Below are 23,876 nucleotides of genomic sequence, written 5' to 3' on the forward strand. Positions count from 1 at the left end.
TTTATTTAGCCAGTGCCGCTTCAATATCCTTACGCAAGGATTCGGGCTTCGTGGTGGGGGCGAAACGCTTCACCGTTTTACCGTCGCGTTGCACTAGGAACTTCGTGAAATTCCACTTCACTTTGTCCCCCAGCAGCCCCTTCGTCTGGCTGCGCAACCAGACGAACAGCGGATCAGCGTCATCACCGTTCACGTCAACCTTCTTAGTCAGCGGGAAGGTAACGCCATGGTTCATCCGGCACACCTCAGTGGTTTCCTCGTCAGACTCCGGATTTTGGTTACCGAACTGGTTGCAAGGGAAGCCTAGGATCATCAGACCCTGATCGCGGTACTCTTGCCACAGTTCCTCAAGCGCATCAAACTGCGGGGTGAGGCCACATTTCGTGGCGGTATTGACCACTAGGATGGGACGGTCTTTCACAGTGTCCATATCGAAATTTTCACCCGAGGCAAGGGTGATGGTGAAATCGGAGAAGGATTGATTATTACTCATGGGAACTCATTTCTGGGTGGCGATTGTTTTTACCGTTCGTGGCTGCTAGTTTGGCACGCGCCGCAGCCTCTGCTTGCGCTTTGGAGAGGGATGTTACACCCTCGACAATGGCCTCAACTGCCTCCTGCGCAGTGTCCACCACCTTCAACAATTCCAGGTCGGGCTCACTAATGGTGCCCTTCGCCAGCAGGGTATCTTTCAGCCAGCCCAAAAGCGGCTGCCAGAATTTGACGCCCACCAGCACGATCGGGAAGTTTTGCACTTTCTTCGTCTGCACTAGGGTGATGGCTTCGAAAAGCTCATCGAGGGTGCCGAAACCGCCGGGCATCACAATATAGCCGTAGGAGTATTTCATGAACATGGTTTTACGGGCGAAGAAGTAACGGAAGTTGATTCCCAGATCAATCCACTGATTCAGGCCCTGCTCATGCGGCAGCTCAATGCCGAGGCCGACAGAACGCCCGCCGGCCTCCCTCGCCCCCTTATTGGCGGCTTCCATCATGCCGGGTCCACCGCCAGTGATGACGGCGTAGCCTTCTTCAACCAGCAGGCGGCCAATTTTTTCAGCTTCCCGATAGTAGGGGTCTTCCGGCTGGGTTCGGGCGGAACCGAAAACGGAGATCGCTGGGCCAAGCTCAGCAAGCGCCCCGAAGCCTTCCACAAACTCAGATTGGATGCGCAGCACGCGCCAAGGGTCAGAGTGTAGCCAGTCGGCATCTTGGCGGGTAGCCAGTAACCGGGCATCCGTCGTGGTCGCAGGGATCATTGACCCGCGTAGGATTACCGGGCCGCTTTGATATGTGTGATTCTCTTTTTTCATCACTTCTAGCATGACTGAAAACTGTGACCTAGCGCAACATGGCGGCCAAGAATCCGCATAACTGCGGGGGCTACTTAGCGGGCGGCGAAACTGACGGCCCGCTGGGTCACTATTTTGCGGTGCACTGCGGGTTTGCACCATCATTGCAGACCACGGTGACAGCCCAGGCGCCAGCACTACCAGTCTGCTCATGGATGGTGACCAGTTTTCCGCTCATTTCCTCAGCCAGCTTGACGGAAACCAGCTGCACTGCCTCATCCGGTTTAGCTTCCACTAAAGTCACCGATGGAGAATCACCAATCCGCACCAGGATGGCACCTTCGCCAAGGTAGCGGGCCTGCAGTTCCATGCCTGAGAGTTTACCGGAGGGTAGTTCAAAAGCAGGGTCAAAGGCTTCGACGGTCCCCTCCACAGGCTCAGTGACAATGGGGCCCAGCTGGTAGATATGATGCGGGAAGGAGGACTTGTCGGCAGTAGCTTTAAGCTCTTCGGAGAGCTTCGTAACCCGCTCCAGGGAGGCTTTACGCCATTCTTCTTGGGCTTGCTTCTGGGGTTCCGCCGAGGGGGCCGAGGGCGCGCTTGTGGCCGGAGGTTTTGGCGGATAGTAAGGATTATCCCCCAGATCTTTACAAGCTGAGAGAGCGGGGACCATAGCAAGCGCAATCGCTGCCACTGCCATTCGCTGTCGCAGGGGGCGGCTGTGCTTAAAACCTGGTTTCAACATGTCTCTAGTTTACCCCTTTACCGGTCAAATACTGGGCTACGAATCCCTGCCAATATAAGTGTGCTATAGGCCGCCTATTAGGATAACCTCTATATATGAGTGATATTGAACAACCTTATTTACAGATCGCCAATGAAGCCGCTGCGGTGATTCGCGAACGTAGCGGCATTGAATCCCACCAGATTGCTCTGGTCCTTGGCTCCGGCTGGGGCGGCGCAGCTGATTTGATTGGGGAAACTGTTTCTGAAATTCCGTCCGCTGAGATCCCGGGCTTCCACGCTCCCGCGGTGGCCGGCCATAATCCGACGATTCGTTCCGTCCGCCTAGCCGACGGTCGTCACGCCCTCGTCCTCGGCTCCCGCACCCACTACTATGAAGGTCGCGGCGTGCGCGCGGTGGCCCACGGGGTGCGCACCGCCGCCGCGGCAGGTTGTGACTACCTGGTTTTAACGAACGGTTGCGGCGGTTTGCATCCGGAATGGGCTCCGGGCACCCCTGTCCTAATTCGTGACCACATTAATCTGACGGCTGACTCCCCCATTGAGGGCGCACATTTCGTGGATTTGACGAACCTGTATTCGCAGCGTTTGCGGGCTTTGGCGCATCAGATTGATCCTTCCCTGCCCGAGGGCGTGTACGTGCAGTTCCGCGGACCTCACTATGAGACGCCAGCGGAAGTGCAGATGGCGGCCCGCCTGGGCGGCGACCTTGTCGGCATGTCCACGACTTTGGAAGCGATTGCGGCCCGTGAGGTCGGCTTGGAGATTTTGGGCTTGTCCTTGGTGACGAACGCGGCTGCTGGCATTAGTAAAGATCCGCTGTCACATGAGGAAGTCATTGAAGCAGGGCGCGCGGCCGGGCCCCGGATTGCCGCTCTCCTTGCTGACATTATCCGTGCTTTACCTAGTAAATGATTTATATGGCACTGCTCCCTGCTCCGCGGCGTCCTCTAGCGGACACTGTGTTGCGCTCCGTCGCGTCGATCAGGACAGTTTTAGGAGGTTCTAATGACGGTCGATAAGACTCGTATTGAACAATGGATTAATGATGATCCGTCAGAAGTTGACCAGCAGAAACTGCGTGACCTTCTGGCTGCTGCCAGCCAGTCAGGCCCCGAGGCTGAGGCCGCCGCAGCTGAGCTGGAAAATGCTTTCGCTGGAGAGCTAACCTTTGGTACTGCAGGCTTGCGCGGCAAGATTGGGGCCGGCCCGAATCGGATGAATCGCGCAGTCGTGATTCGCGCAGCCGCAGGTTTGGCCGCTTTCTTGAAAGAGTCCGTGGGTGAAGACTTTGAGGTCGTCGTCGGCTACGATGCCCGCCACGGTTCCAGCCAGTTCGCCCTCGACACTTGCGCTGTCATCACGGCAGCTGGCGGTAAGGCGAAACTGTTCCCGCGTGCGCTACCTACCCCGGTTACCGCTTACGCTTTGCGGTACTTGGGCGTGGATGCGGCCGTGATGGTGACGGCTTCCCATAACCCGCCGCAGGATAACGGCTACAAGGTTTACTTGGGTGGCCGCGCTGTCACTGGTCCCGGTCAGGGCGCACAGATTGTGCCGCCCTATGATGGGGAGATTTTGGCGAAGATTCAGGCTGCCCCGGCAGCTAATCAGGTGCCGATGGCTGAGTCTGGCTGGGAGATGGTGCCGGAAAGCCTGATTGAATCCTATATTGCTCAGGCTGTGTCCCTTGCCTCTCCCGGTCCGAAGGACTTGCGTATTGTGTTGACCTCCATGCACGGCGTGGGCGGCGAGCCCTGCTTGCAGGCGCTCAATATTGCGGGCTTTAAGGATGTCCACATTGTTGCTGAGCAGCATGAGCCGGACCCTGATTTCCCGACCGTTTCCTTCCCGAATCCGGAAGAGCCGGGCGCTTTGGATCTAGCTATGGAGCTGGCCCGCAAGGTGGACGCCGACATTGTCTTGGCGAACGACCCTGACGCTGACCGTTGCTCTGCCGCGATTCCGGATGCTTCCGTCGAGGGCGGCTGGCGTCAGCTGACCGGTGATGAGATTGGTTCACTGCTGGGTGAGCAGTCCGCTAGCTTCTGGGAGGAAAACTCCAAGCAACGCGAAGCTGATGGCATGAATATGTTCGGCCCGGGTGAGACTGGCACTTTGGCCTGCTCCATTGTCTCATCTCGGTTGCTGTCGCAGATTGCGAAGGCGCACGGCATGAACTTTGAGCCGACCTTGACTGGTTTCAAGTGGATTTCTCGCGCACATAACTTGGTTTTCGGCTATGAAGAAGCGATTGGTTTCTGCGTTGATCCGCAGCATGTTCGCGATAAGGACGGCATTTCTGCTTCATTGCGTTTGGCTTCCTTGGCTCAGAGCATGAAGGCTGCCGGCCGTAGCCTAGATGACCTGCTGAACGATTTGGCGTACCAGCATGGTTTGTATGCGACCAGCCAGCTGGCTGTGCGCGTCACCGACCTGTCCTTGATTGCTGACGCCATGAAGACGCTGCGGACCAAGGGTCTGCCTGATTTAGATGGCTCCAAGGTGGTTGAGTCCGTGGATTTGGCTGAAGGCTATCAGGGCCTACCTCCGACCGATGGTATGCTGTTCCTCTCTGCAGACAACAGTCGCGTGATTGCCCGCCCATCCGGCACAGAGCCGAAACTGAAATGCTACCTTGAAGTAGTTCAGCCGGTTGCCGAGGGTGAAGCAAAGGAAGCACGCGTGGAAGCTCAGAAACGGCTTGAGGCGATTAAGACTCAGTTGCGTGAATACTTAGGTTTTAACTAAGCAAAACTGATTGCTGGGGTGTGGATGCCGGTTGGGTGTCTACACCCCAGCTTTCGTTTTAGCTATTTTCCCGTTTTAGCTCTTTTTTCGTCTGATTGCGGCAATCATTTTCCGCATCTCTTTTGACTTTTCAGAACGCTTGAGAAGCTGATCGTAGATTGGCTCTGAATGGAGTGCGGTCGCCACCAGCATCGCTAGGGCGCAAGCACCCAGCATGGGCGGCAGCATGGCAACCCGACCGGTCATTTCGGTGGCCAGGATAAGTCCAGTAATGGGTGCGCGCACTGTCGCTGTAAAGAACGCGGCCATTCCCACCAGTGCCATCGCCGGTAGGGAGAGGTCCACCCCTGGCTGCACGTATTCGGCGATTTGCCCGACCAGTAGTCCCGTGCTGCTTCCAATCACGAGCATCGGCGCGAAGAGGCCGCCAGGCGTGCCGGCAGCGTAGCAGACGGGCCCCAGCACGAAGCGCAAGCCTAGTACGCCCAGAGTTACCCAGATGGTCCCATGCGCCCAGAGGGCTTCTTGGGTGAGGTAGTCGCCGCCGCCCACTAGGTGTGGGCTAAACCAGCCGATGACGGAGATGACCAGGCCGATTGTGGCGGCCCGAATCCAGGTGGGTATTTTAATCGCGTCAGCGACGCCGAGGAAGAAAACCACCAGCCATGAGTAAGTCACTCCCAGCAGGCCGCAGGCAATGCCGGCGAGGGCAATCCAATGGGAGGTCAGCAGGCTCGGCGGAGGTAGCGGCCCCATCCTAAATTCAGTTTCGGAGCCAACAATCGCAATTGAGGCTACGAAGCCACTGGAGGAGGCCGTCAATGTAGCCAGCGTGGTGCGCACATCAAAGCGCCGCACCAGCTCTTCCAGAATAAACACACCACCAGCGATGGGAGCGTTAAAGGCGGTGGCAAGACCGGCAGCGGCGCCGGCCCCAATGATTACACGCAAGTCCGTTTTGTTGACTTTGATGAACTTGTTGACGGTGGAGGCAATGGTACCGCCCATTTGGACGAGGGGGCCTTCCCTGCCCAACATTAGCCCAGCGCCGATCGCGAGGATGCCGCCCACAAATTTGACGGGTAGGATACGGGTCCGGCCCGGTCCGACATCTCCGGCCACGATCTGTTCAACATGCGGAATACCCGACCCTTCGGCGTGCGGCTCAATCTTCGTTACGAGGATGGCTGCCACCGCGGTGGCGCTCATACAGATAACTAGGAAAGTGAAGAAACCTAGGGTCGGGTATTCGCCATGTAGGTATCCGGTCAACCAGATTCTAAACATTTCAGCGAGGCGCAGGAAGATTTTAAAATATGCTGCCACCACGCCGGTAAGCATTCCCACGATGCCGGCCACTACCGTGAGGAGGATGAGGTTGAAAGACTCTTCCGAAATCCTCGGAGCTTTAGGCATTCGCATTGTGTTATCGGCTTACTCTTTAGTAATCAGTCGGTTTTCCAGCTTGTTGAGTGTTTTAGTCTTCGTAGCCTTCGAGAACCGCGGCAGAGGAAGACAGTCCGAGGCGGCTGGCGCCCGCCTCGATCATGGCCTGAGCGGTTTCCGCATTGCGGATACCACCGGAAGCTTTCACGCCGAGGCGGTCGCCCACAGTTTTACGCATCAGTGCGACAGCGTGAGCGCTAGCTCCACCGGCAGGGTGGAAACCAGTTGAAGTCTTGACGAAGTCGGCGCCGGCAGCTTCAGAAGCTTCACAGCACTTGACAATCTCCTCATCGGTGAGGGCTGCTGATTCAATAATGACCTTCAGCAACTTGTCGCCGCAGGCTTCCTTGACTGCGTGAATATCAGCCTGAACTGCGTCCCAGTCGTGCTCTTTGACCAGCTTCAAGTTGACGACCATGTCAACTTCGTCTGCGCCTTTAGCAACTGAGTCGGCAGCTTCAGCGGCTTTCACCACGGTAGCGTGAGCACCCGAGGGGAAACCACATACGGTGGCTACTTTCACTGAATCAGGTGTCTCGATTGGCAACTGATTGGGGGAGACACAAACGCTGAAGGTGTGCAAGCGAGCGGCTTCTTCAATCAGCTCTTTTACCTCAGCTGCGGTGGCCTGCGGGGCCAGCAGTGTGTGATCAATCATTTGTGCCACATCGTTACGTTTCATTATTTCTCCTTTAACAATTAGTGGTTTTCCTACCCTGATTGTACTAGGTAAGTTCAGTGAAGCAACTAGGCCAAATAGAGACTATTTTGTGGCTACTCTACTCCGCTTTAGCTTCCGCTCCGGAGCGCCCGGGCAAGAAACTGGAAACCAGGTAGGTAACCAACATATTGGCCGCGAATCCAGGCAGTATTTCGTAGAGATCGAAAATACCGCCGCTGAGGTTCTTCCAGAGAATCACCACTAGAGCGCCGGCAACTAGACCTGCTACAGCTCCCCTAGATTCAAGCTTCTTCCAGTACAGGGCGAGGATAATGGTGGGCCCGAAGGAGGCACCGAATCCAGCCCAAGCGAATGCTACGAGCTGCAAAATGGTGTCCGAGGGAGACCATGCCAAGATGGCAGCCACCACGGCCGTTGCGAGAACGGCTCCACGGCCCCATAACACGCCAGCCCAGTCGCCCAGCGGTTTCTTAGCCACTGCATGGTAGATATCTTCGACCAGAGCCGAGGACGTCACCAGCAGCTGGCTGGAAATCGTGGACATGATAGCTGCCAAAATAGCAGCTAACAAGAAGCCGGCAATTAACGGGTGGAAAAGCAACTGGCTGAGCGCAATGAAGACGGTTTCACCGTTTTCTAGTGGTTGCCCCTTGGCGGTGTACATGGCGATACCTACCAGTGCGGTAAGGGTTGCACCAATAACAGCTAGGAGCATCCAGCCGATGCCAATCCGACGGCCGCGCTTTGCTTCACCGGCGCTACGTAGCGCCATGAAACGAACCAGAATGTGCGGCTGTCCAAAGTATCCCAGGCCCCAGGCCAGGGATGAGAGGACTCCAATGATGGTAGCCCCACCCGTGAGGGAGAGTAGCTTCGGGTCGACCTGATTAATCGCGTCGATGACTTCACCTACCCCACCGAGTTCGTAGATGCCTACGACCGGCACCATCACGAGTGCGGTCACCATCATGAGGCCCTGAACGAAATCCGTCCAGGACACAGCAAGGAATCCGCCGATACCGGTGTAGGCCACCGTAATTGCGGCGACGATGACCATTCCCAGTCGGTAGTCGACACCGGAGAAAGACTCGAAGAAAACGCCGCCAGCAACCATGCCTGAAGAGACATAGAAAGTGAAGAAGACCAAGATTACGATGCCGGAAGCGATGCGGATGACATGGTGTTTGTCGCCCACCCGGTTCGAAAGGAACGTCGGAATCGTAATCGAGTTATTGGTCTCCTCACTGACAGCGCGTAGTCGCGGCGCCACCACTTTCCAGTTCACCCATGCACCCACAGTCAACCCGACTGCGATCCAAAGGTTCACTAGACCTGCGGCGTAGATCGCGCCAGGCAGGCCCATGAGGAGCCAACCTGACATGTCTGATGCGCCAGCGGAAAGTGCTGCGACCATTGGCCCCAGACCGCGTCCTGCTAGCATGTAGTCGTCAAAAGTGTCGTTCTTTCGATAGGCACTAAAGCCGATGGCAATCATTCCCAGCAGATACACCACCATGGCTATTGCTAGATAAGTGTTATCGGTCATGGGACCTCCTTACATAAGTCTTCTCCTTTTGCTAGGACAAACGTCCTAATATCACAGAGGATGCCAGATTGGGAGCTACTGTGTCAAGCGTCACTGCATTTTCGAGTGTTTCGAGTGCCCGCTCGAAGCGTTCCGGGGTCTCCGTGTGCAGTGTCATGATTGGCTCGCCACGTTTCACTTGGTCCCCTGGCTTCACGTGCAGCTCAATCCCGGCGACAGCCTGTACCGGATCTTCCTTACGGGCTCGACCCGCACCCAGACGCCATGAAGCCACGCCTACCGCTAACGCGTCCATGGTGTGCACATAGCCGTCAGCGTCCGCCGTCACGGTGTGAGTTTCCGGAGCGACCGGCAACGGGGCATCCGGGTCTCCGCCCTGGTCAGAAATCATCTGACGCCAGCGATCCATCGCCCGACCGTCCTTCAAGGCGGCTTCCACGTCCTCGTCGGGGCGTCCCGCACCAGCCAGCATTTCCCGCGCCAAAGCCAGCGTCAGCTCCACCACGTCACTGGGGCCGCCACCAGCTAGCACCTCTAGGGATTCACGAACTTCGAGGGCGTTACCAACGGTCTTACCCAAAGGAGTGGACATATCGGTAAGTAGTGCAACGGTATGCACACCCGCGTCCTTACCCAAGTCAACCATAGTCTGCGCCAGCTCACGCGCCTGCTCCAAGTCCTTCATGAAGGCACCAGATCCGACCTTCACATCCAGCACTAGAGATCCGGTACCTTCCGCAATCTTCTTCGACATGATCGAGGAAGCAATCAGCGGCACACAGTCCACAGTGGAAGTGATGTCACGCAACGCGTACAGCTTCTTATCGGCGGGGGCAAGACCAGCACCGGCTGCACAGATCACTGCACCCGGACCGGTCCCCAGCATCTCCATGATCTTTTCGTTCGAGATCTCAGCCTGCCAGCCGGGAATCGACTCCAGCTTGTCGAGGGTGCCTCCGGTGTGACCCAGCCCGCGGCCAGACAGCTGCGGGACAGCCACGTCAAAGGCTGCTACAAGCGGAGCCAGCGGCAGAGTAATCTTGTCGCCGACACCGCCAGTGGAGTGCTTATCCGAGGTGGGGCGCGGCAGGCTACCGAAGTCCATACGCTCGCCCGAAGCAATCATCGCAGCAGTCCAGTGAGCGATTTCTTGACGGTTCATACCGCGCAAGAAGATTGCCATAGCCAGGGCAGACATCTGCTCATCAGCCACCACACCGTGCGTATAAGCGTCGATTACCCAGTTGATTTGTGCTTCAGAGAGAACTCCCCCGTCGCGTTTCGCGCGAATAATATCTACTGCATCAAATGTTTTACTCATACTTATTATCTTTCTTATTTAGAGTCGTCCTCCGCTGGAGCGTCAGCGCTCAACGAAGAGACAACTGTCCGTAAATAGTCGGGTCCGAAAGCATCGGGTAGCACTTCTGCCATCCGCTTCATACCGGAAGGCATCAAGATTAGCAGTTCAGGCCCGCCATGTTCATATAGTAACTGGCGGCAACGTCCACACGGCATGAGTAGCTCATCCTTACCATTGACGCAGACGAAAGCCACGAGGTGGCCGCCACCGGTCTTGTGCAATTCTGACACTAGGCCGCACTCTGCGCACAGAGTGGAACCATAGGCTGCGTTTTCAACATTGCAACCAGAAACAATCCGCCCGTCATCAACGAGGGCGGCTGCCCCTACTGGAAATTTTGAGTAGGGAGCGTAAGCGTGACGCATAGCCGACTGGGCGGCTTCACGAAGAGCCGCCCAGTTAGCCTGCGACACCTGATCAAAAGACGGTGTCATATTCAATTCCATTTTCTATGCAGGATACGGTTTACCTTCAGCTGCCGGCGCCCGGACCGCACCAACGAATCCGGCCACAGCCAGAATCGTCACCACGTAGGGCAGCATCAGCATAAATTCCGCTGGAAGCGGCGAACCAACTGACTGCATGATAGAGCCGAGGTTAGTTGCGAAGCCGAACAGTAAGGATGCAGCGACTGCACCCTTGGGGTTCCAGCGACCAATAATCATAGCAGCTAGAGCGATGAAGCCGTTACCGGCGGACATTTCCTTGCTGAAGGCAAGACCAGCGCCGAGGGTGAAGAATGCGCCCCCTAGGCCGGCCAGAGCGGAGGCCGCCACGACGTTAATCCAGCGGGTTACATTCACCTTAATGCCGACGGTGTCAGCTGCCTTCGGGTGCTCACCGCAAGCGCGGGTACGCAAACCCCAGCGAGTGTTGAACAGCGCGAACTGCAAACCGATGGCGGCCACGTAAACCAGATATACCAGCAACGACTGATTAAAGAAAATCGGGCCGATGAACGGAATATCCTTCAAGATCGGAATCGGAATCGGGGTTAGCGCGGTAACTACATTCAAATCTGGGTTATCGCTCAGCACAGTCGAGTAGAAGAATGAGGTCAAACCAATGACCAGCATGTTCAACACGACACCCACAATGATGTGGTCAGTGCGAAGCGTAACCGTGAACAGTGCCAACAGTACACCCACTAGGGCGCCACCAATCAGCGCACCAATCAAACCAAGGTAGGCGTTGGAGAAGATTGACGCGGTCACTGCACCTAGGAAAGCCCCGAAGAGGAGCTGACCTTCAATAGCAATGTTAATAACGCCAGAGCGCTCACAGACCACACCGGAAAGCGAACCGAAGATTAGCGGCACAGCTAGTGCCAGACCACCGACCAGCAATGAGACTACCGGCATGATGGAGCCCTGTTTGCCTGCCACAGTCCAGATCAGGAAGGCGACCACGAAGATTACGCCAACCCCACCAAAGTAGAGTCCAGATAGGCGCTTGCGGGCAACTGCACGCTGCCAGGCCAAAGCTGTCAGAACTACTGCGATGACGCTAAAGGCCCAGAGTGTGGGAACTGAAGGCACACTCAAATCTGGAATATTAAACCAGCCAGTAGCACCAGCGAAGGACATTACTGAAGTACCGCTGGTGGTGACAGCCATGAAAATCACTAGTACGGAAAGAACCGTCATCGAGATAGGGTCGCGACGTTTAATGGGAAGTTTGTAGTCTTCCGGAAGTTCAACCTTATTTTCCATCTTGGTTGAAGCAGCCATCAGGCCACCTCCTTTCGCGGAGCTACAGCAGTTGCTTTAGCTGCGGCCAGCTTCTTCGCTTTAAAGTACTTACGTGCCTCAGATGCCGCAATCAGCAACACGATGATTGCCTGAGTCACCTGAACAATATCAATCGGGATCCCAGCGGCCGCCTGCATGGTGGAACCACCAGCATTGAGGGCGCCAAAAAGAATACCAGCCAATACTGTACCGAGCGGCTTCGAGCGACCCAGCAAGGCGACGGTAATAGCGTCGAAACCAAGTGAACCGGCAGTACCGGAGGTCAAGAAGTGCTCAGTGCCCTGAATCGGGGCGGTGGCGGAAAGCCCAGCCAGAGCACCCGAAATGGTCAGGGTCAGGAAAATTACGCGGTTAACATTAATGCCGGCAGTGGCAGCGGCGGACGGGTTAGCACCCGCCGCGCGAAGCTCAAAACCGAAAGTGGAGCGCTCTAGTAGCCACCAAACAAAAACAGCGGCCAGCAAAGCGATCACGAATCCGAAGTGCAGGCGGAACTGGCTGCCCATCAGCATCGGGTACCAAGCGTTAGCCTGCGTGTTCAAGGACTTCGAGGGCAAGCCGTCACCAATCAGGATGGGCTGCTGAAGAAGCCATCCCACCAGGTACAGCGCAATCGTATTGAGCATGATGGTGACGATAACTTCATTAGCGCCAGCGCGGGCTTTCAGCAGGCCAGGGATAGCACCCCAGAGGGCGCCGCCAATAACTGCTGCCAGCATGGTGACGATAATGCCCAAAACCGGAGGCAACGGCAGATTAATACCAACGATTGAACCAACAATCGCACCCAAAATCAGCTGCCCTTGTACACCAATATTGAACAGGCCAGCACGGAATGCCACGGTAATGGCCAAGCCAGAGATAATCAGTGGGGTGGCAAAGACCAAAGACTCCGTGATGGGACGGAACATACGCGCTGCCGAAGCTGCTTCCCAGTCGAAGATTGAGCCACGTATCAAAGAAGCAAAGAAAGCTACGAAAGCTGATCCAGCTGCTGAGAAGAAGTCCGACGGGCGGGCGAGCAGATAGCTAGCAGTCTCTTGCACCTTCGGATCGAAGGCAACCACTAGTAGAGCGCCCAATACTAGCGCCAAAGCAATCGCACCAGCGATGGTTCCTACATCGGGACTGAAGAATGTCTTCACAATCCGGGTGAGGAAAGGAGTCTGAGACTTTGTGGGAGCCTGCTCCTGGGTTTCTTTCAATTCGTCGCTCACTTGGCGACCTCCTTCTGTGAAGCCTTGCTGAGAGCTTCCTCCAAGGGCACACCGGCCATCATCAAGCCAAGTACGGAGCGCGGCGTATCGGGATCAACGATTCCAACGATACGGCCGTGGTACATGACGGCGATGCGGTCAGCGAGGCCAACAACTTCGTCAAGCTCAGTGGAGACCACGATGACGGGGATACCACTGTCACGTTCTGCGATGATGCGTGAATGCACGAACTCGATGGAGCCGACATCCAGGCCACGAGTCGGCTGCGAAACCACCAGAAGTTCCAGCTTCTTGGACATTTCTCTGGCCAAGATAGCTTTCTGCTGGTTACCACCTGACAGAGTGGAGATAGGATCGTGGACCGAGGTGACACGCACGTCGAATTCTTCACGAAGCTTTTCAGCATGTTCAGCAATGGTCTTCACCCGCATGGAGATGCCCTTAGCGAAAGGCTCTTCATCATACTGGTCGAGGATGAAATTCTCCGCGATGGTGAAAGAGGCAATCATACCGTCTAGGGAGCGGTCTTCCGGCACGAAGCCGAGGCCGCCGTGGAGACGTTCCTTAATGCCTTTACCGGTGAGCGGGCTTCCATTTAGGGAAATACTTCCAGCGGTGGGCTCCACGGAGCCGAGGATGGCTTCCGTAAGCTCAGTCTGTCCGTTACCCTGCACACCGGCTATACACAGAACTTCGCCGCCCTTAACTTCGAAGGAAACCCCGTCAACTAGCACCTGGCCAGTGTCAGCGGCGACAGTAAGATTGTCAAAGACAACCGAGCTGTCGTTAAGCTTCGGCGGATTCTTGGTAACTGAAAGATCAACCGGACGACCCACCATGGCGGAAGCGAGTTCCTTCTCGGTGGAGGTCGGTTCAGCTTTACCTACAACTTTTCCGCGACGGATAACAGTAATTTCATCCGCGACGGCTTTGACCTCACGTAGTTTGTGAGTAATTAAAATAATAGAGGTGCCCTGGTCGCGTAGCTGCTTCATAATGGCGAGAAGCTCATCAGTTTCCTGCGGGGTTAGCACAGCTGTAGGCTCGTCTAAAATCAAGACTGAAGCATCGCGTGAGAGGGCTTTAATAATTTCGACACGCTGCTGAGCACCTACCGGAAGGTCTTCAATCAGCGCATCAGGGTCAATATCGAATCCGAAACGATCCGCTAGTTCACGAACGCGCTTACGGGCTTCTTCAAGTTTTAAAACTCCACCGGTAGCGGTCGGTTCATATCCCAAGGCGACCGATTCGGCGACAGTAAAAACGGGGACCAGCATAAAGTGCTGGTGCACCATTCCGATTCCAGCGGCAACAGCGTCGCCAGGACCGTTAAATTTAACTTTTTTATCATCAATCAGGATGTCACCACCATCAGGCTGGTACAGGCCGTACAACACGTTCATTAGCGTTGATTTACCGGCACCATTCTCACCCAAGAGCGCGTGAATAGTTCCTGGTTCAACAACCACGTCGATGTGGTCATTGGCTACGAGCGGACCAAAAACTTTGGTGATTCCGCGTAATTCAAGCTTCACTATAAGCTCCTAATAATAAATCAATAGCGACGTGGCCCAAGCCGAAAGCTCGGGCCACGTCGTAGCTATCATTGACAGTTAGCTGTTATTTCGGGATCCCGAAATGAACTGTCTACTTCGGGCTGTTAGGCGACTCAATCTTGAGCTTGCCGGAAGCGATGTCAGCGGATAGCGCTTCCAACTTAGCCTTCAGATCAGCAGAGACCTTGGCATCGAAACCATGGAACGGAGCTAGGGCAACTCCCTTGTTAGCAATGGTGCCGATGTAAGGCTCAGAGGTGAAGGGCTTGCCATCAACCAGATCCTTGGTGGTGTCGAAGACGGCCTCACCAATCTGCTTCATCACTGAAGTCAAGATGACGTCTTTAGCGTCAGGGGTGGTCTCAACACCATCAGCGTCAACCCATACAACGGAGACGTTCTTACCTGCAGCATTAGCTTCCTTAGCGGCAGCCAAGGTACCTGCACCCACCGGGCCAGCAACCGGCATGATAATGTCGGCGCCCTGGTTGATCAGGTTAGTGGTGGTTGCTTTACCCTTGTTCTGGTCGGAGAAGTCACCGGTGGCCTGACCATCCTGGGCCTTCTTGTCCCAGCCGAGAAGCTCAACGGATGTGCCATTGTCTTCGTTGTAGCGCATGATGCCGTCAGAGAAACCATCAGCGAAAATAGCGGTGGTCGGGAGCTTCATGCCGAGGTAGGTGCCAACCTTGCCGGTCTGGGTCATGCCAGCGGCAACATAGCCAGCGAGGAAGCCAGCTTCAGCGGTGTTGAACACCAAGGGGCGGAAGTTGGGCAGCTTTTCCTTCTTCGGGGGCTCGGTGGAGTCAATCAGAGCAAAGTGGACATCGGGGTGGGCCTGCGCTGCAGCGTAGGTTGCGTCAGCCAGCTTGAAGCCAACACCGAAAATAATGTTGCATTTTTCAGCAACTAGACGATCCAAGTTGGGTGCGAAATCAGCATCATTCTTAGACTCGGTGGCCTTAACCTCAATACCGAGTTCCTTACCTGCACGCTCAAGACCTTCGTGCCCAGACTGGTTGAACGACTTGTCGTCAAAGCCACCCTCATCTGAAACCATGCAAGCCTTGAAATCTTTAGCCATAGTGCCGGTTTCTTTCGTAGGCTCTGCAGTTGCAGGACCGGCCTTTTCAGGGGCTGCCGAGCAAGCACCCAGGGTCAGTGCTGCACATGCTGCAAGAGCAGTAAGGCGAAGCGAATTCTTCAATTTAGTCTCCTTATAATTAGAGTTTCCCCACACAGCCCGGATCTATTCCGGGCTGTGCTAATGCAATCTTAGTCACAAACTACTTAAACTGCTATGCAACGGTGGGAACGTAACCCATTTGTGAGCAATTTTGAAACAAAATCGGGCCCGTCACTATCACTAGTGGCGGGCCCGAAACGCTAGGTTTTGAGGTCGCAAATTCAGCAACCCGATTTAGCTAAAATCACTCAGCGTCTTCAGCGGCAGCTACTTCACCCTCGGAGGTTGCTTCACCCTCGCCCTCGGCGGGCTCCGGCTCAGCCTCAGCCTGCGGCACGGAAATTGAAACAATCTCAGTATCGGGATCAAGGGTGCATTCAGCATCCTCAGGCAGAGTCATGTCGGATAGGCGAATAACTGTGCCTTCTTCCAAGCCCTCGACAGAAACTTCGATGCTCTCGGGAATGTCGACGGCGGGAACGGTAATTGGGAGAGTGTGAGCTTCCAAGGTGTGGATGGTGCCGGAAGCAGATTCACCCACGACAACGACGGGCACATCCACGTCGACTTTTTCCTTGCGGCTAATCGCCAGCAGGTCAACGTGCTGCAGGTTGCGGGAGACGGGGTGACGCTGCACGTCCTTCACCAGCACCAGCTGCTTTTCGCCACCTTCGATGTTCATTTCGATAACGGCGTTAGCGGAGCTCTTCAGCACCATGAATACTTCGTGGCCGGGCAGGGTCACGTGAATCGGAGCGTCCAAGTGACGTGAGTAAATCACGCCCGGGACCTTGCCGGCGGCGCGGGTACGACGAGCGTAGCCCTTACCAAAATCGCTACGCAGCTCAGCGTTCATACGGTTCTTTTGCATTACAAACCTCCAGGTATGTCTTCTTTGTCCGGCCCCGGATGGTCGCATACGCGAGCCTTGTCGATAACGGATCAACCCAGGTTGGGTCTCCCTCGCCGAGGCAACTGTTTGATATTAGCGCAAAGACTGGCTCTAAGCCACTCCGTCAAACAAAGAAGTGACGGAGCCATCATCGAATACTTCACGGATGGCCTTAGCCAACAGCGGGGCAATCGACAAGATGGTGAGCTGTTCAAACTTCTTGTCATCAGTGATCGGTAAAGTATCGGTGACAACCACTTCACGTGCACCACAGGTGGATAGGCGCTCACGGGCCGGTCCGGAAAGCACGCCGTGAGTGGCGGCGACGATAACGTCCTTGGCACCTGAAGCCATAAGCACCTTGACGGCCTCCGCGATGGTGCCGCCGGTGTCAATCAGGTCGTCAGTAATGATGCAGGTACGGCCTTCCACTTCACCAACCACGCGGTTAGCGACCGCCACGTTGGGACGGGAAGTGTCACGGGTCTTATGGATGAAAGCTAGTGGGCAGCCCCCCATCTTGGCGGCCCACTTCTCCGCCACGCGGATACGGCCAGCATCGGGGGAAACTACGCACACATTACTCAAGTCAACACGAGTGCGGACGTAGTCAACCAGCACATCCATGGCCCACAGGTGATCGACGGGACCATCAAAGAAGCCCTGCTCTTGCGCTGCGTGAAGATCGACACTCATGACGCGGTCAGCGCCGGCGGTCTTGTACAAATCAGCGACGAGGCGGGCAGAAATAGGTTCGCGACCTAGGTGCTTTTTATCCTGGCGAGCGTAGGGGTAGAAAGGAGCTACCACGGTGATGCGCTTGGCAGACGCACGCTTGAGAGCATCAACCATAATCAGCTGTTCCATCAGCCATTCGTTGATGGGATTGGTGTGGGACTGTAATACGAAAACATCACATCCGCGCACTGACTCATTGAAACGAATGTAGATTTCCCCGTTCGCAAAGTTGTATGCGGTGGTGGGGAGAAGATCAATGTTGAGGCTCTTAGCGACCTCTTCAGCTAACTTGGGGTGAGCGCGACCGGTCACAAGGACCAGACGTTTCTCTCCGGATGTGATGATACCTGTCATTTGAGCGTTGCTCCTTTTAGCGGGACGGATAAGTTGAGAGCAAAGTTTAGGGGTCCCGAGGGCGTAGCGAACGCCAGCATAACCGCATCGGCGGAAGCGGGACAGGTACACGGAGTATCCAAACAGGCAGAATTACGATGCACTTCACCCGGGCTAACGCCTAAGCTATTAGCCTTCACCTCGCAGGCAAGTGGTTGCATGAGATAGTGCGCCTTTTCATTGTTACCGGTTCTCCGGTTCATCATAGGTCAGTTTCCTACTGATGTCATGGCTTTCGCCATGTTGAGCTCCGCCCCCAGGATTCGAACCCGGACTACAAGGCACCAAAGGCCTGCGTGCTACCATTACACAAGGGCGGATTATGCGAGTTTTATTTTGCCATCTTAGCTCCCGTTCAGCAACCTTAAACTCAGGTGAATAGCCTTCCTAAAACCCTCTCCCCAGACGCTTTTCACCTGTCTAAATTCGTTCGCAAGAATGAGGAATTCTGCAGATTAGCGTGATTATACTGGCAAATATGGAAAACGAATTTGTTTCAGATACACCCGATAATATTGGTTTAGAACTCCCAGCGCAGATCTCTCCTTCGCCTCAAGTGCAAGAAAAACCACACTCAGAAATTGCTCTTTCAATCCGTGGCTTAGTGAAAGTTTTTGGCGACTTTGTCGCCTGCGCCGGTATGAACCTAGATATTCCTGCCGGATCGTTCTACGGCATTGTGGGACCTAATGGGGCAGGCAAAACCACTATGCTGTCGATGGCTACCTGCATGCTCACTCCGACGGCTGGCACGGCTTTGGTGCACGGTGTTGATATTTGGAAGGATTCGGCCTACGCGAAAAGAACCCTCGGTATTCTTCCTGATGGCGTACGCACCTTTGACCGCCTCAGCGGCGGTGAGCTGGTCACCTACACGGGTCTGTTACATGGCATGGAGCCCGAGGTGGTGCGCAGTCGTACCACTGATCTGCTCCAAGCCCTCGGACTCGACACTGCCGGAGACAAACTGGTAATGGATTATTCGGCGGGCATGCGAAAGAAGATCCTGCTGGCGTGCGCCTTGGTGCATTCCCCCTCGGTACTGGTTTTAGATGAACCCTTTGAAGCGGTAGACCCGATTAGTGCAAAAACTATCCTCAATATGCTTAACCATTTCCGTTCGCGTGGCGGGACCGTGATTTTGTCCTCTCACGTGATGGACACCGTGGCCCGCATCTGCTCCCATGTGGCAGTGATTAACCAAGGGCAGGTTGTCGCCTCTGGAACTTTGGCGGAGGTCGAGGACGGAATGGATTTGTTCACCCGCTTCGAAAACTTGGTGGGAGCTCGCAGCGAAGGGGGTGACCTAGCTTGGTTGGCACCCTCGTCAAATTAAGGTTCAAGCTGACTTGGAATAATCTTAAACGCAACACTGCCCAACTGGTTGGCGCTATCTTCGGATACCTCTATTTAGTGGGATTGCTGGTGGGAGCGGTCGCTGGTCTGATAGCGGGCGCCTACGCCGGCTACATGAGCCAGATTGGGCAGCTGCTTCCGATTGCTGGATTGGGATTGCTACTGTTGTCAGTGCTCGGTCCGGTTGTGCTAGCTTCTCTGGATGAAAGCGTCGAGCCCAAACTTTTTGTGAACACTAATGTTCCCGACCGAAAGTTTGCCATCAGTTTCATACTGGCAGAAAACCTTTCCAGTGATGGGCTGCTAACCGCAGTACTGCTCCTCCTCCCTGCCGCAGGCTGGTTAATCGCCGGAGATATTCCTGCCGCATTTGTTACTTTTCTGATTGCTCCCGGCGCTTACCTCCTGGTTGCGGGCGCCTCACGGGTGACCGCCGTTTTAGCAGATCGGATTATTTCAGCTAAACGCGGAGTAAAAACGGCTCTAAACCTAATCCTATTCGCTTTGATGATGCTGTTTTTCATTGGCTTTGGTTACGGCATAAACGTAGTCATAAAGTACGGGATTGGCACCCTCGACATTCTTTCCACTACCGCTTGGGTCTTGGGTTGGACTCCTTTGGGTGCTCCATTTATTGCCGCACATTACGCTAGTTTGGGGCAGTGGTGGGCGGTTACCCTCACGTTGCTCATCACCTACGTAACCGCTGCACTGCTAATCTGGGTGTGGATTCGCCTCCTCCCACAAGCCATGTCGGGGGTGGCAGAGAATTGCCCCGACTGGGAGCGTCTCTACGCCCAACAAAACTCCCGTACAGCCCATCTCACCGCCGCCCGACTAGACAGTTCTCAGCAACGGTTCTTACCTACTACGGATTGGTTCCGCCGCCTGGGTGCTTCCCCCGCAACGGCTGGCACTGCCGCTCGAAGCCTCAAATATTGGTTTAAAGATCCACGCTATTCAATGGGTTTAATTTTGCCTGCAATTTTCATTCTAGGTGCCTACCTGATGGGTCAGGTTGCCACCTTCAACCTTGATGTGGACGAGGCTTCCGGTGTCGCTACCACCAACAACTGGCTGGTCTACTATTTCCTCATCTTTGCTTTCGCTAGTACCGGCATGATGACCATGGCTGACACTGCCATGGATTCCACCGCATTTTGGCATCACGGGACCAGCGGGATGAAAGGTCGCGAAGACCGCTTGGGCAGATTATTGGGGGCACTAATCTGGCAGTTGCCCTACTTGAGCGCGCTACTGCTCTTGGCTGTCTTCTTATTCGATATTAACTGGATACTGCTAGTTACCCTGTCATTCCCGCTTCTATTCACTTTGCAAGGCGTTGGCCTATTCGTCTCCGCCCGTTTCGTGTATCCCACCAAAGCGCCCGGCACCAATGGGCTCTCCAATAGTGGGGCGGGGGCCTCCGGCTGGCAGGCCTTGGTTCAGTTCGTCACCTACTTGGTGGTTTCCGTCCTGACCTTCCCCGGCTGGGGGCTCTACCTGATCTTGAGCTACACCGCTCCCGCATATGTCTGGGTTAGCATGGTGACAGGTTTCGGGCTCAGCCTGCTCTATCTCACCATTGGGGTTTGGAGTGGTGGAAGAATCCTCGACCGGAACTGGGCGAAAACGATTTCCACTATGAGGACCTGGCCGGGGCACGCGATTTAGGCCGAGGATTTTCAGACAATTTGCTAACTCAAAGATTTGGGGCGCTGTGAGATTCTTCTCTAAGCACCCCAAATCTATCTCAAAACTGCCCAATCATGACCGGATTTCCGACGAAACTTGCAGCTTCGCACTTTTCCCACAAAATCTAGGGAATAAGCCCTAGTAAAGCTGGGGTATCACCGTTAGTCTGGGATAACCCTTGCCACACTCCGAGGTGTGAAAATGGGACCGTATTCTTCAACAGTAAGGAAAATTTCATGGCCTCTTTAGAGTCTGATATTTTGACGCATGTTGGCGGAGTTGACAATGTCAAATTCTTGACCCACTGTGCAACCCGTCTGCGTTTTACTCTCAATGACAGCTCGAAAGCTGAAATTGAAGCACTAGACCATCTTGATGGTGTCCTCGGCGTCATTCCTCAAGGTGACACGGGCGTACAGGTCGTGATTGGTGGCGGCGTCGCCTCCGTCTACGACCAGATTATGCACGAACCCGGCATGTCCGGGCGCGGTGAAACCGAGGCAGGCTCCGACGCTGATGTGAAGGCTGCAGCCCGCTCAAAGGCGCGCGGCAAGAACGCCATCGTTGACGCCTTCTTTGAGTACCTATCTGACTCTTTCCGCCCGCTGCTGGGTGTACTGTTGGGCGCATCCTTGTTCATCACCTTCGCAGCGGTGCTGGATGCGGTCGGCGTGGTTGATTTCCGCTCCCCTGAGAAGGGCGCCACCTGGGTCTTCATTGACGCTATGTGGCGTTCCGTCTTCTACTTCCTGCCCATCATGGTGGCCTACAATGCCGCTAAGAAGCTCCGCATTGACCCCTGGGTTGGCGCCGCAGTCATGGCCGCCGTTATGACCCCCGAGTTTGGGGCGCTCTCTAAGCTTCCTGGCACCGTCTGTGTCACCAACGAGGTTTTGGGTACTGAACAGTGCACCGCCTACGTATTCGGCGGCCTGCCTATGCAACTGAACGGCTACGGCGGTCAGGTCTTCGTGCCGCTGATTATGGTGGCAATCTTGGCGTTGGTTTACAAGGGTTTCCAGAAGGTTATCCCCTCCGCCGTGCACATGGTTTTCGTCCCGTTCCTCACCATGGCTGTAATGATTCCGATGACCGCCTTCCTGATTGGCCCGCTGGGCATCTGGTTGGGCAACGGCTTAGGCTTCGGCTTAGCTTGGCTAAACGGTAACGCCCCGATTGTCTTCGCAATCATTATTCCGCTACTTTACCCCTTCTTGGTGCCGCTAGGTCTGCACTGGCCGCTCAACGCTTTGATGCTGGTCAATATTCAGACTTTGGGTTACGACTTCATTCAGGGCCCCATGGGTACTTGGAACTTCGCTTGTTTCGGCGCTACCGCTGGTGTTCTCTACCTGTCTATGCGCTCTAAAGATAAAGCAATGACCCAGACTGCTACCGGTGCTCTCGCTGCCGGACTTTTCGGCGGCATTTCTGAGCCCTCCTTGTACGGCATCCACCTGCGTTACAAGCGTATCTACCCGCTGATGCTGGTGGGCTGTTTGGTTGGCGGCTTGACCGTTGGTCTTGGTGGCGGCATTAAGGCTCAGGCCTTCGTGTTCACCTCACTGCTAACAATCCCCGCTTTCGACAATATCCCCTTGTACGTGATTGCCATTACTTTGGCTTTCTTCACCGCCATGTTGCTGGTTATCTTCTTCGATTACCGTACCCCTGAGCAGAAGGAAGCCGCCCTCGCTGCTGCTGGCGTAGCTGCTGGCACTTCCGCTCCGGCCGCAGCTCCCGCAGCTGTCGCTACCGCAGCAACTGCAACTAAGGTGGCAGAAGCCCCCGCCAAAGCTGCCGTAAAGACAGCCCTAGAGCCGGGTGCGGTGACTACCTTGACAGCTCCTTTGCAGGGACAGGCCATGGATTTGTCAGAGATCCCTGATCCTGTCTTCGCTCAGGGCACCATGGGTAAGGGTGTGGGCGTTCGCCCCACCGGCGACCAGGTGGTCGCTCCGGCAGCTGGCACCGTTGTGGTGGCGCCTGATTCAGGTCACGCAGTTGGCTTGAAACTGGACTCCGGCGTGGAACTACTGGTTCATGTCGGCATTGACACCGTGCAGATGAAGGGTGATGGTTTCACCGTTCACGTTTCCCGCGGCGACCGCGTCGAAGCTGGCGCCCCGCTGGTATCCTTCGATTTGGCAAAGATCGAAGCTGCTGGGTATTCTCCCGTCACTGCTGTCTTGGTTACCAATACGAAGAAATTCGCTGAAGTGACCGGCCCGCTGGCTGACTCTGCCGTCATCAATGCGCCTCTGTTGCAGATCACTGCTAAAGACGCCTAACACTAGAGCTGGGGAGTTCGTTCCTTAGCTACCTGGTAATTGTTTGTGGCCCCAACCGAAAGGTTGGGGCCACAAACAATTCAGTGACTAATGAAGTATCTCTATTGTGTAAGCCTGCTAGTTAGCCGGCTTCCCGCCTAGAGGTCGTAGCTGACTAATAAAGGCGCATGATCTGACCAGCGGCTATCGTAGCTCTCTGCCCGATCAACCCGGAATTCACCGGCCACTCCAGCTAACTGCGGGGTTGCCATCTGATAGTCAATCCGCCAGCCGGCATCGTTATCGAATGCCTTGCCGCGCTGCGACCACCAAGTGTAGGGGCCTTGCGCTTCAGCGCCAGCCAGCTGTCGTTGCACGTCAACCCAGCCGGCCCCGAACCATTCATCTAAATAGGCGATTTCCTCATCCAGCACACCAGCGGTCTTATTGTGGTTCCCCTTCCAGTTCTTGATGTCGCGCTCAGTGTGAACGATATTGAAATCACCGACCATTACAACATGGCTTTCTTCGCGTAGCTTTTGCAGACGCTGAGAAACCCTAGCCAAATGGGCGTACTTGAAATCCATTTTCTCTGTGCCGACCACACCAGAATGCAAATATGCGGATACAACAGTGACGGGAGTCCCACCCAGCTCCACCGTCGCTTCAATCCAACGGCCGGTATCAACATCGGGCTCTTCCTCGACCAGTCCATAACGAACCTGCTCCAAGGGGTGACGCGACAAGATTGCGACTCCCGCGCGGCCTTTCAGCTGGCTGGCCTGCGAAACCAGATGCCACTGATCATCAACCAGTTCACGCAAAATCTCATCAGGCGCGCGCACCTCCTGCAAGGCGACCACTTCAGCTTCAGTTTCAGCCAGCCACTCCCCCATGCCTTTACGGTAGGCGGCGCGGACCCCATTCACATTGCAGGTAGCGATAGTTACGCTCAACTTCAGTCATCTCTCCTTTTTCTGTCAGGCACGCTGACA

General features: G+C 55.3%; 20 protein-coding genes and 1 tRNA gene. 5 read left to right on the plus strand and 16 right to left on the minus strand.

Going from position 1 to position 23,876, the window contains the following annotated elements; genetic code table 11:
- Position 1: 1 nt before the first annotated feature.
- From BM477_RS02805 to BM477_RS02815, 3 genes are all read right to left on the minus strand, one after another.
- The gene (locus BM477_RS02805; protein ID WP_075361148.1) at positions 2 to 493 is read right to left on the minus strand and encodes a glutathione peroxidase; all 492 of its coding nucleotides are present in this window, start codon (positions 491 to 493) and stop codon (positions 2 to 4) included.
- Positions 486 to 1,313 (minus strand): LOG family protein, encoded by an 828-nt coding sequence (locus BM477_RS02810; protein WP_075361216.1) that lies wholly within the window; start codon positions 1,311 to 1,313, stop codon positions 486 to 488. Before BM477_RS02810 ends, BM477_RS02805 begins: the two co-directional genes overlap by 8 nt.
- Positions 1,314 to 1,422: 109 nt before the next feature.
- Positions 1,423 to 2,037: a hypothetical protein gene (locus tag BM477_RS02815; protein WP_075361149.1), complete on the minus strand. Its 615-nt coding sequence runs from the start codon at positions 2,035 to 2,037 to the stop codon at positions 1,423 to 1,425.
- Between the two features lie 95 nt (positions 2,038 to 2,132).
- Between BM477_RS02815 and BM477_RS02820 the strand changes: the two genes are divergently transcribed.
- Both BM477_RS02820 and BM477_RS02825 read left to right on the plus strand, forming a co-directional pair.
- Positions 2,133 to 2,951 carry a purine-nucleoside phosphorylase gene (locus BM477_RS02820; RefSeq protein ID WP_075361150.1) on the plus strand — a complete coding sequence of 273 codons (819 nt, stop codon included), beginning with the start codon at positions 2,133 to 2,135 and terminating at the stop codon, positions 2,949 to 2,951.
- 93 nt (positions 2,952 to 3,044) lie between these two features.
- Complete coding sequence (locus BM477_RS02825) at positions 3,045 to 4,787, plus strand: phospho-sugar mutase (protein WP_075361151.1); 1,743 nt, start codon at positions 3,045 to 3,047, stop codon at positions 4,785 to 4,787.
- A gap of 75 nt (positions 4,788 to 4,862) precedes the next feature.
- On the opposite strand, the gene BM477_RS02830 is transcribed toward BM477_RS02825, so the two are convergent.
- From BM477_RS02830 to BM477_RS02890, 12 genes are all read right to left on the minus strand, one after another.
- Positions 4,863 to 6,209: a chloride channel protein gene (locus tag BM477_RS02830; protein WP_222842268.1), complete on the minus strand. Its 1,347-nt coding sequence runs from the start codon at positions 6,207 to 6,209 to the stop codon at positions 4,863 to 4,865.
- A gap of 55 nt (positions 6,210 to 6,264) precedes the next feature.
- Positions 6,265 to 6,915, minus strand: a complete 651-nt coding sequence (deoC, locus tag BM477_RS02835; protein WP_075361153.1) for a deoxyribose-phosphate aldolase — start codon at positions 6,913 to 6,915, stop codon at positions 6,265 to 6,267.
- Between the two features lie 97 nt (positions 6,916 to 7,012).
- Positions 7,013 to 8,461, minus strand: coding sequence for a sodium/proline symporter PutP (putP, locus tag BM477_RS02840; RefSeq protein WP_075361154.1), 1,449 nt, complete (start codon positions 8,459 to 8,461; stop codon positions 7,013 to 7,015).
- Between the two features lie 31 nt (positions 8,462 to 8,492).
- Positions 8,493 to 9,782, minus strand: a complete 1,290-nt coding sequence (locus tag BM477_RS02845) for a thymidine phosphorylase (protein WP_075361155.1) — start codon at positions 9,780 to 9,782, stop codon at positions 8,493 to 8,495.
- Positions 9,783 to 9,796: 14 nt separating this feature from the next.
- A complete protein-coding gene (locus BM477_RS02850; protein ID WP_075361156.1) occupies positions 9,797 to 10,258 on the minus strand; it encodes a cytidine deaminase in 462 nt (153 codons plus the stop codon).
- A gap of 15 nt (positions 10,259 to 10,273) precedes the next feature.
- Positions 10,274 to 11,554, minus strand: coding sequence for an ABC transporter permease (locus BM477_RS02855; RefSeq protein ID WP_075361157.1), 1,281 nt, complete (start codon positions 11,552 to 11,554; stop codon positions 10,274 to 10,276).
- Entirely contained in the window at positions 11,554 to 12,792 is a 1,239-nt protein-coding gene (locus tag BM477_RS02860; protein WP_084543666.1) for an ABC transporter permease, read from the minus strand. Before BM477_RS02860 ends, BM477_RS02855 begins: the two co-directional genes overlap by 1 nt.
- Positions 12,789 to 14,330 carry an ABC transporter ATP-binding protein gene (locus BM477_RS02865; RefSeq protein WP_075361158.1) on the minus strand — a complete coding sequence of 514 codons (1,542 nt, stop codon included), beginning with the start codon at positions 14,328 to 14,330 and terminating at the stop codon, positions 12,789 to 12,791. The genes BM477_RS02860 and BM477_RS02865 overlap by 4 nt, the downstream gene beginning before the upstream one ends.
- 112 nt (positions 14,331 to 14,442) lie before the next feature.
- Positions 14,443 to 15,558 carry a BMP family lipoprotein gene (locus BM477_RS02870; protein WP_075361159.1) on the minus strand — a complete coding sequence of 372 codons (1,116 nt, stop codon included), beginning with the start codon at positions 15,556 to 15,558 and terminating at the stop codon, positions 14,443 to 14,445.
- Between the two features lie 223 nt (positions 15,559 to 15,781).
- Positions 15,782 to 16,408 (minus strand): 50S ribosomal protein L25/general stress protein Ctc, encoded by a 627-nt coding sequence (locus BM477_RS02875; protein WP_075361160.1) that lies wholly within the window; start codon positions 16,406 to 16,408, stop codon positions 15,782 to 15,784.
- Positions 16,409 to 16,540: 132 nt separating this feature from the next.
- Positions 16,541 to 17,521, minus strand: a complete 981-nt coding sequence (locus BM477_RS02880) for a ribose-phosphate diphosphokinase (protein WP_075361161.1) — start codon at positions 17,519 to 17,521, stop codon at positions 16,541 to 16,543.
- Between the two features lie 287 nt (positions 17,522 to 17,808).
- Positions 17,809 to 17,880 (minus strand) — tRNA-Gln (locus BM477_RS02890).
- 158 nt (positions 17,881 to 18,038) lie between these two features.
- Here BM477_RS02890 and BM477_RS02895 point away from each other — a divergent pair.
- The 3 genes from BM477_RS02895 to BM477_RS02905 all read left to right on the plus strand — a co-directional run bounded on the left by BM477_RS02895 (position 18,039) and on the right by BM477_RS02905 (position 22,902).
- Positions 18,039 to 18,896: an ABC transporter ATP-binding protein gene (locus BM477_RS02895; RefSeq protein ID WP_075361163.1), complete on the plus strand. Its 858-nt coding sequence runs from the start codon at positions 18,039 to 18,041 to the stop codon at positions 18,894 to 18,896.
- Positions 18,872 to 20,590, plus strand: coding sequence for an ABC transporter permease family protein (locus BM477_RS02900; RefSeq protein WP_075361164.1), 1,719 nt, complete (start codon positions 18,872 to 18,874; stop codon positions 20,588 to 20,590). The genes BM477_RS02895 and BM477_RS02900 overlap by 25 nt, the downstream gene beginning before the upstream one ends.
- A 257-nt stretch (positions 20,591 to 20,847) precedes the next feature.
- Positions 20,848 to 22,902, plus strand: a complete 2,055-nt coding sequence (locus BM477_RS02905) for a glucose PTS transporter subunit IIA (RefSeq protein WP_075361165.1) — start codon at positions 20,848 to 20,850, stop codon at positions 22,900 to 22,902.
- A gap of 137 nt (positions 22,903 to 23,039) precedes the next feature.
- Here BM477_RS02905 and BM477_RS02910 read toward each other — a convergent pair whose 3' ends face one another.
- Positions 23,040 to 23,837: an exodeoxyribonuclease III gene (locus tag BM477_RS02910; protein WP_075361166.1), complete on the minus strand. Its 798-nt coding sequence runs from the start codon at positions 23,835 to 23,837 to the stop codon at positions 23,040 to 23,042.
- Positions 23,838 to 23,876: the final 39 nt, after the last annotated feature.

The organism is Boudabousia marimammalium (assembly GCF_001936115.1).
Taxonomy (GTDB): Bacteria; Actinomycetota; Actinomycetes; order Actinomycetales; family Actinomycetaceae; genus Boudabousia; species Boudabousia marimammalium.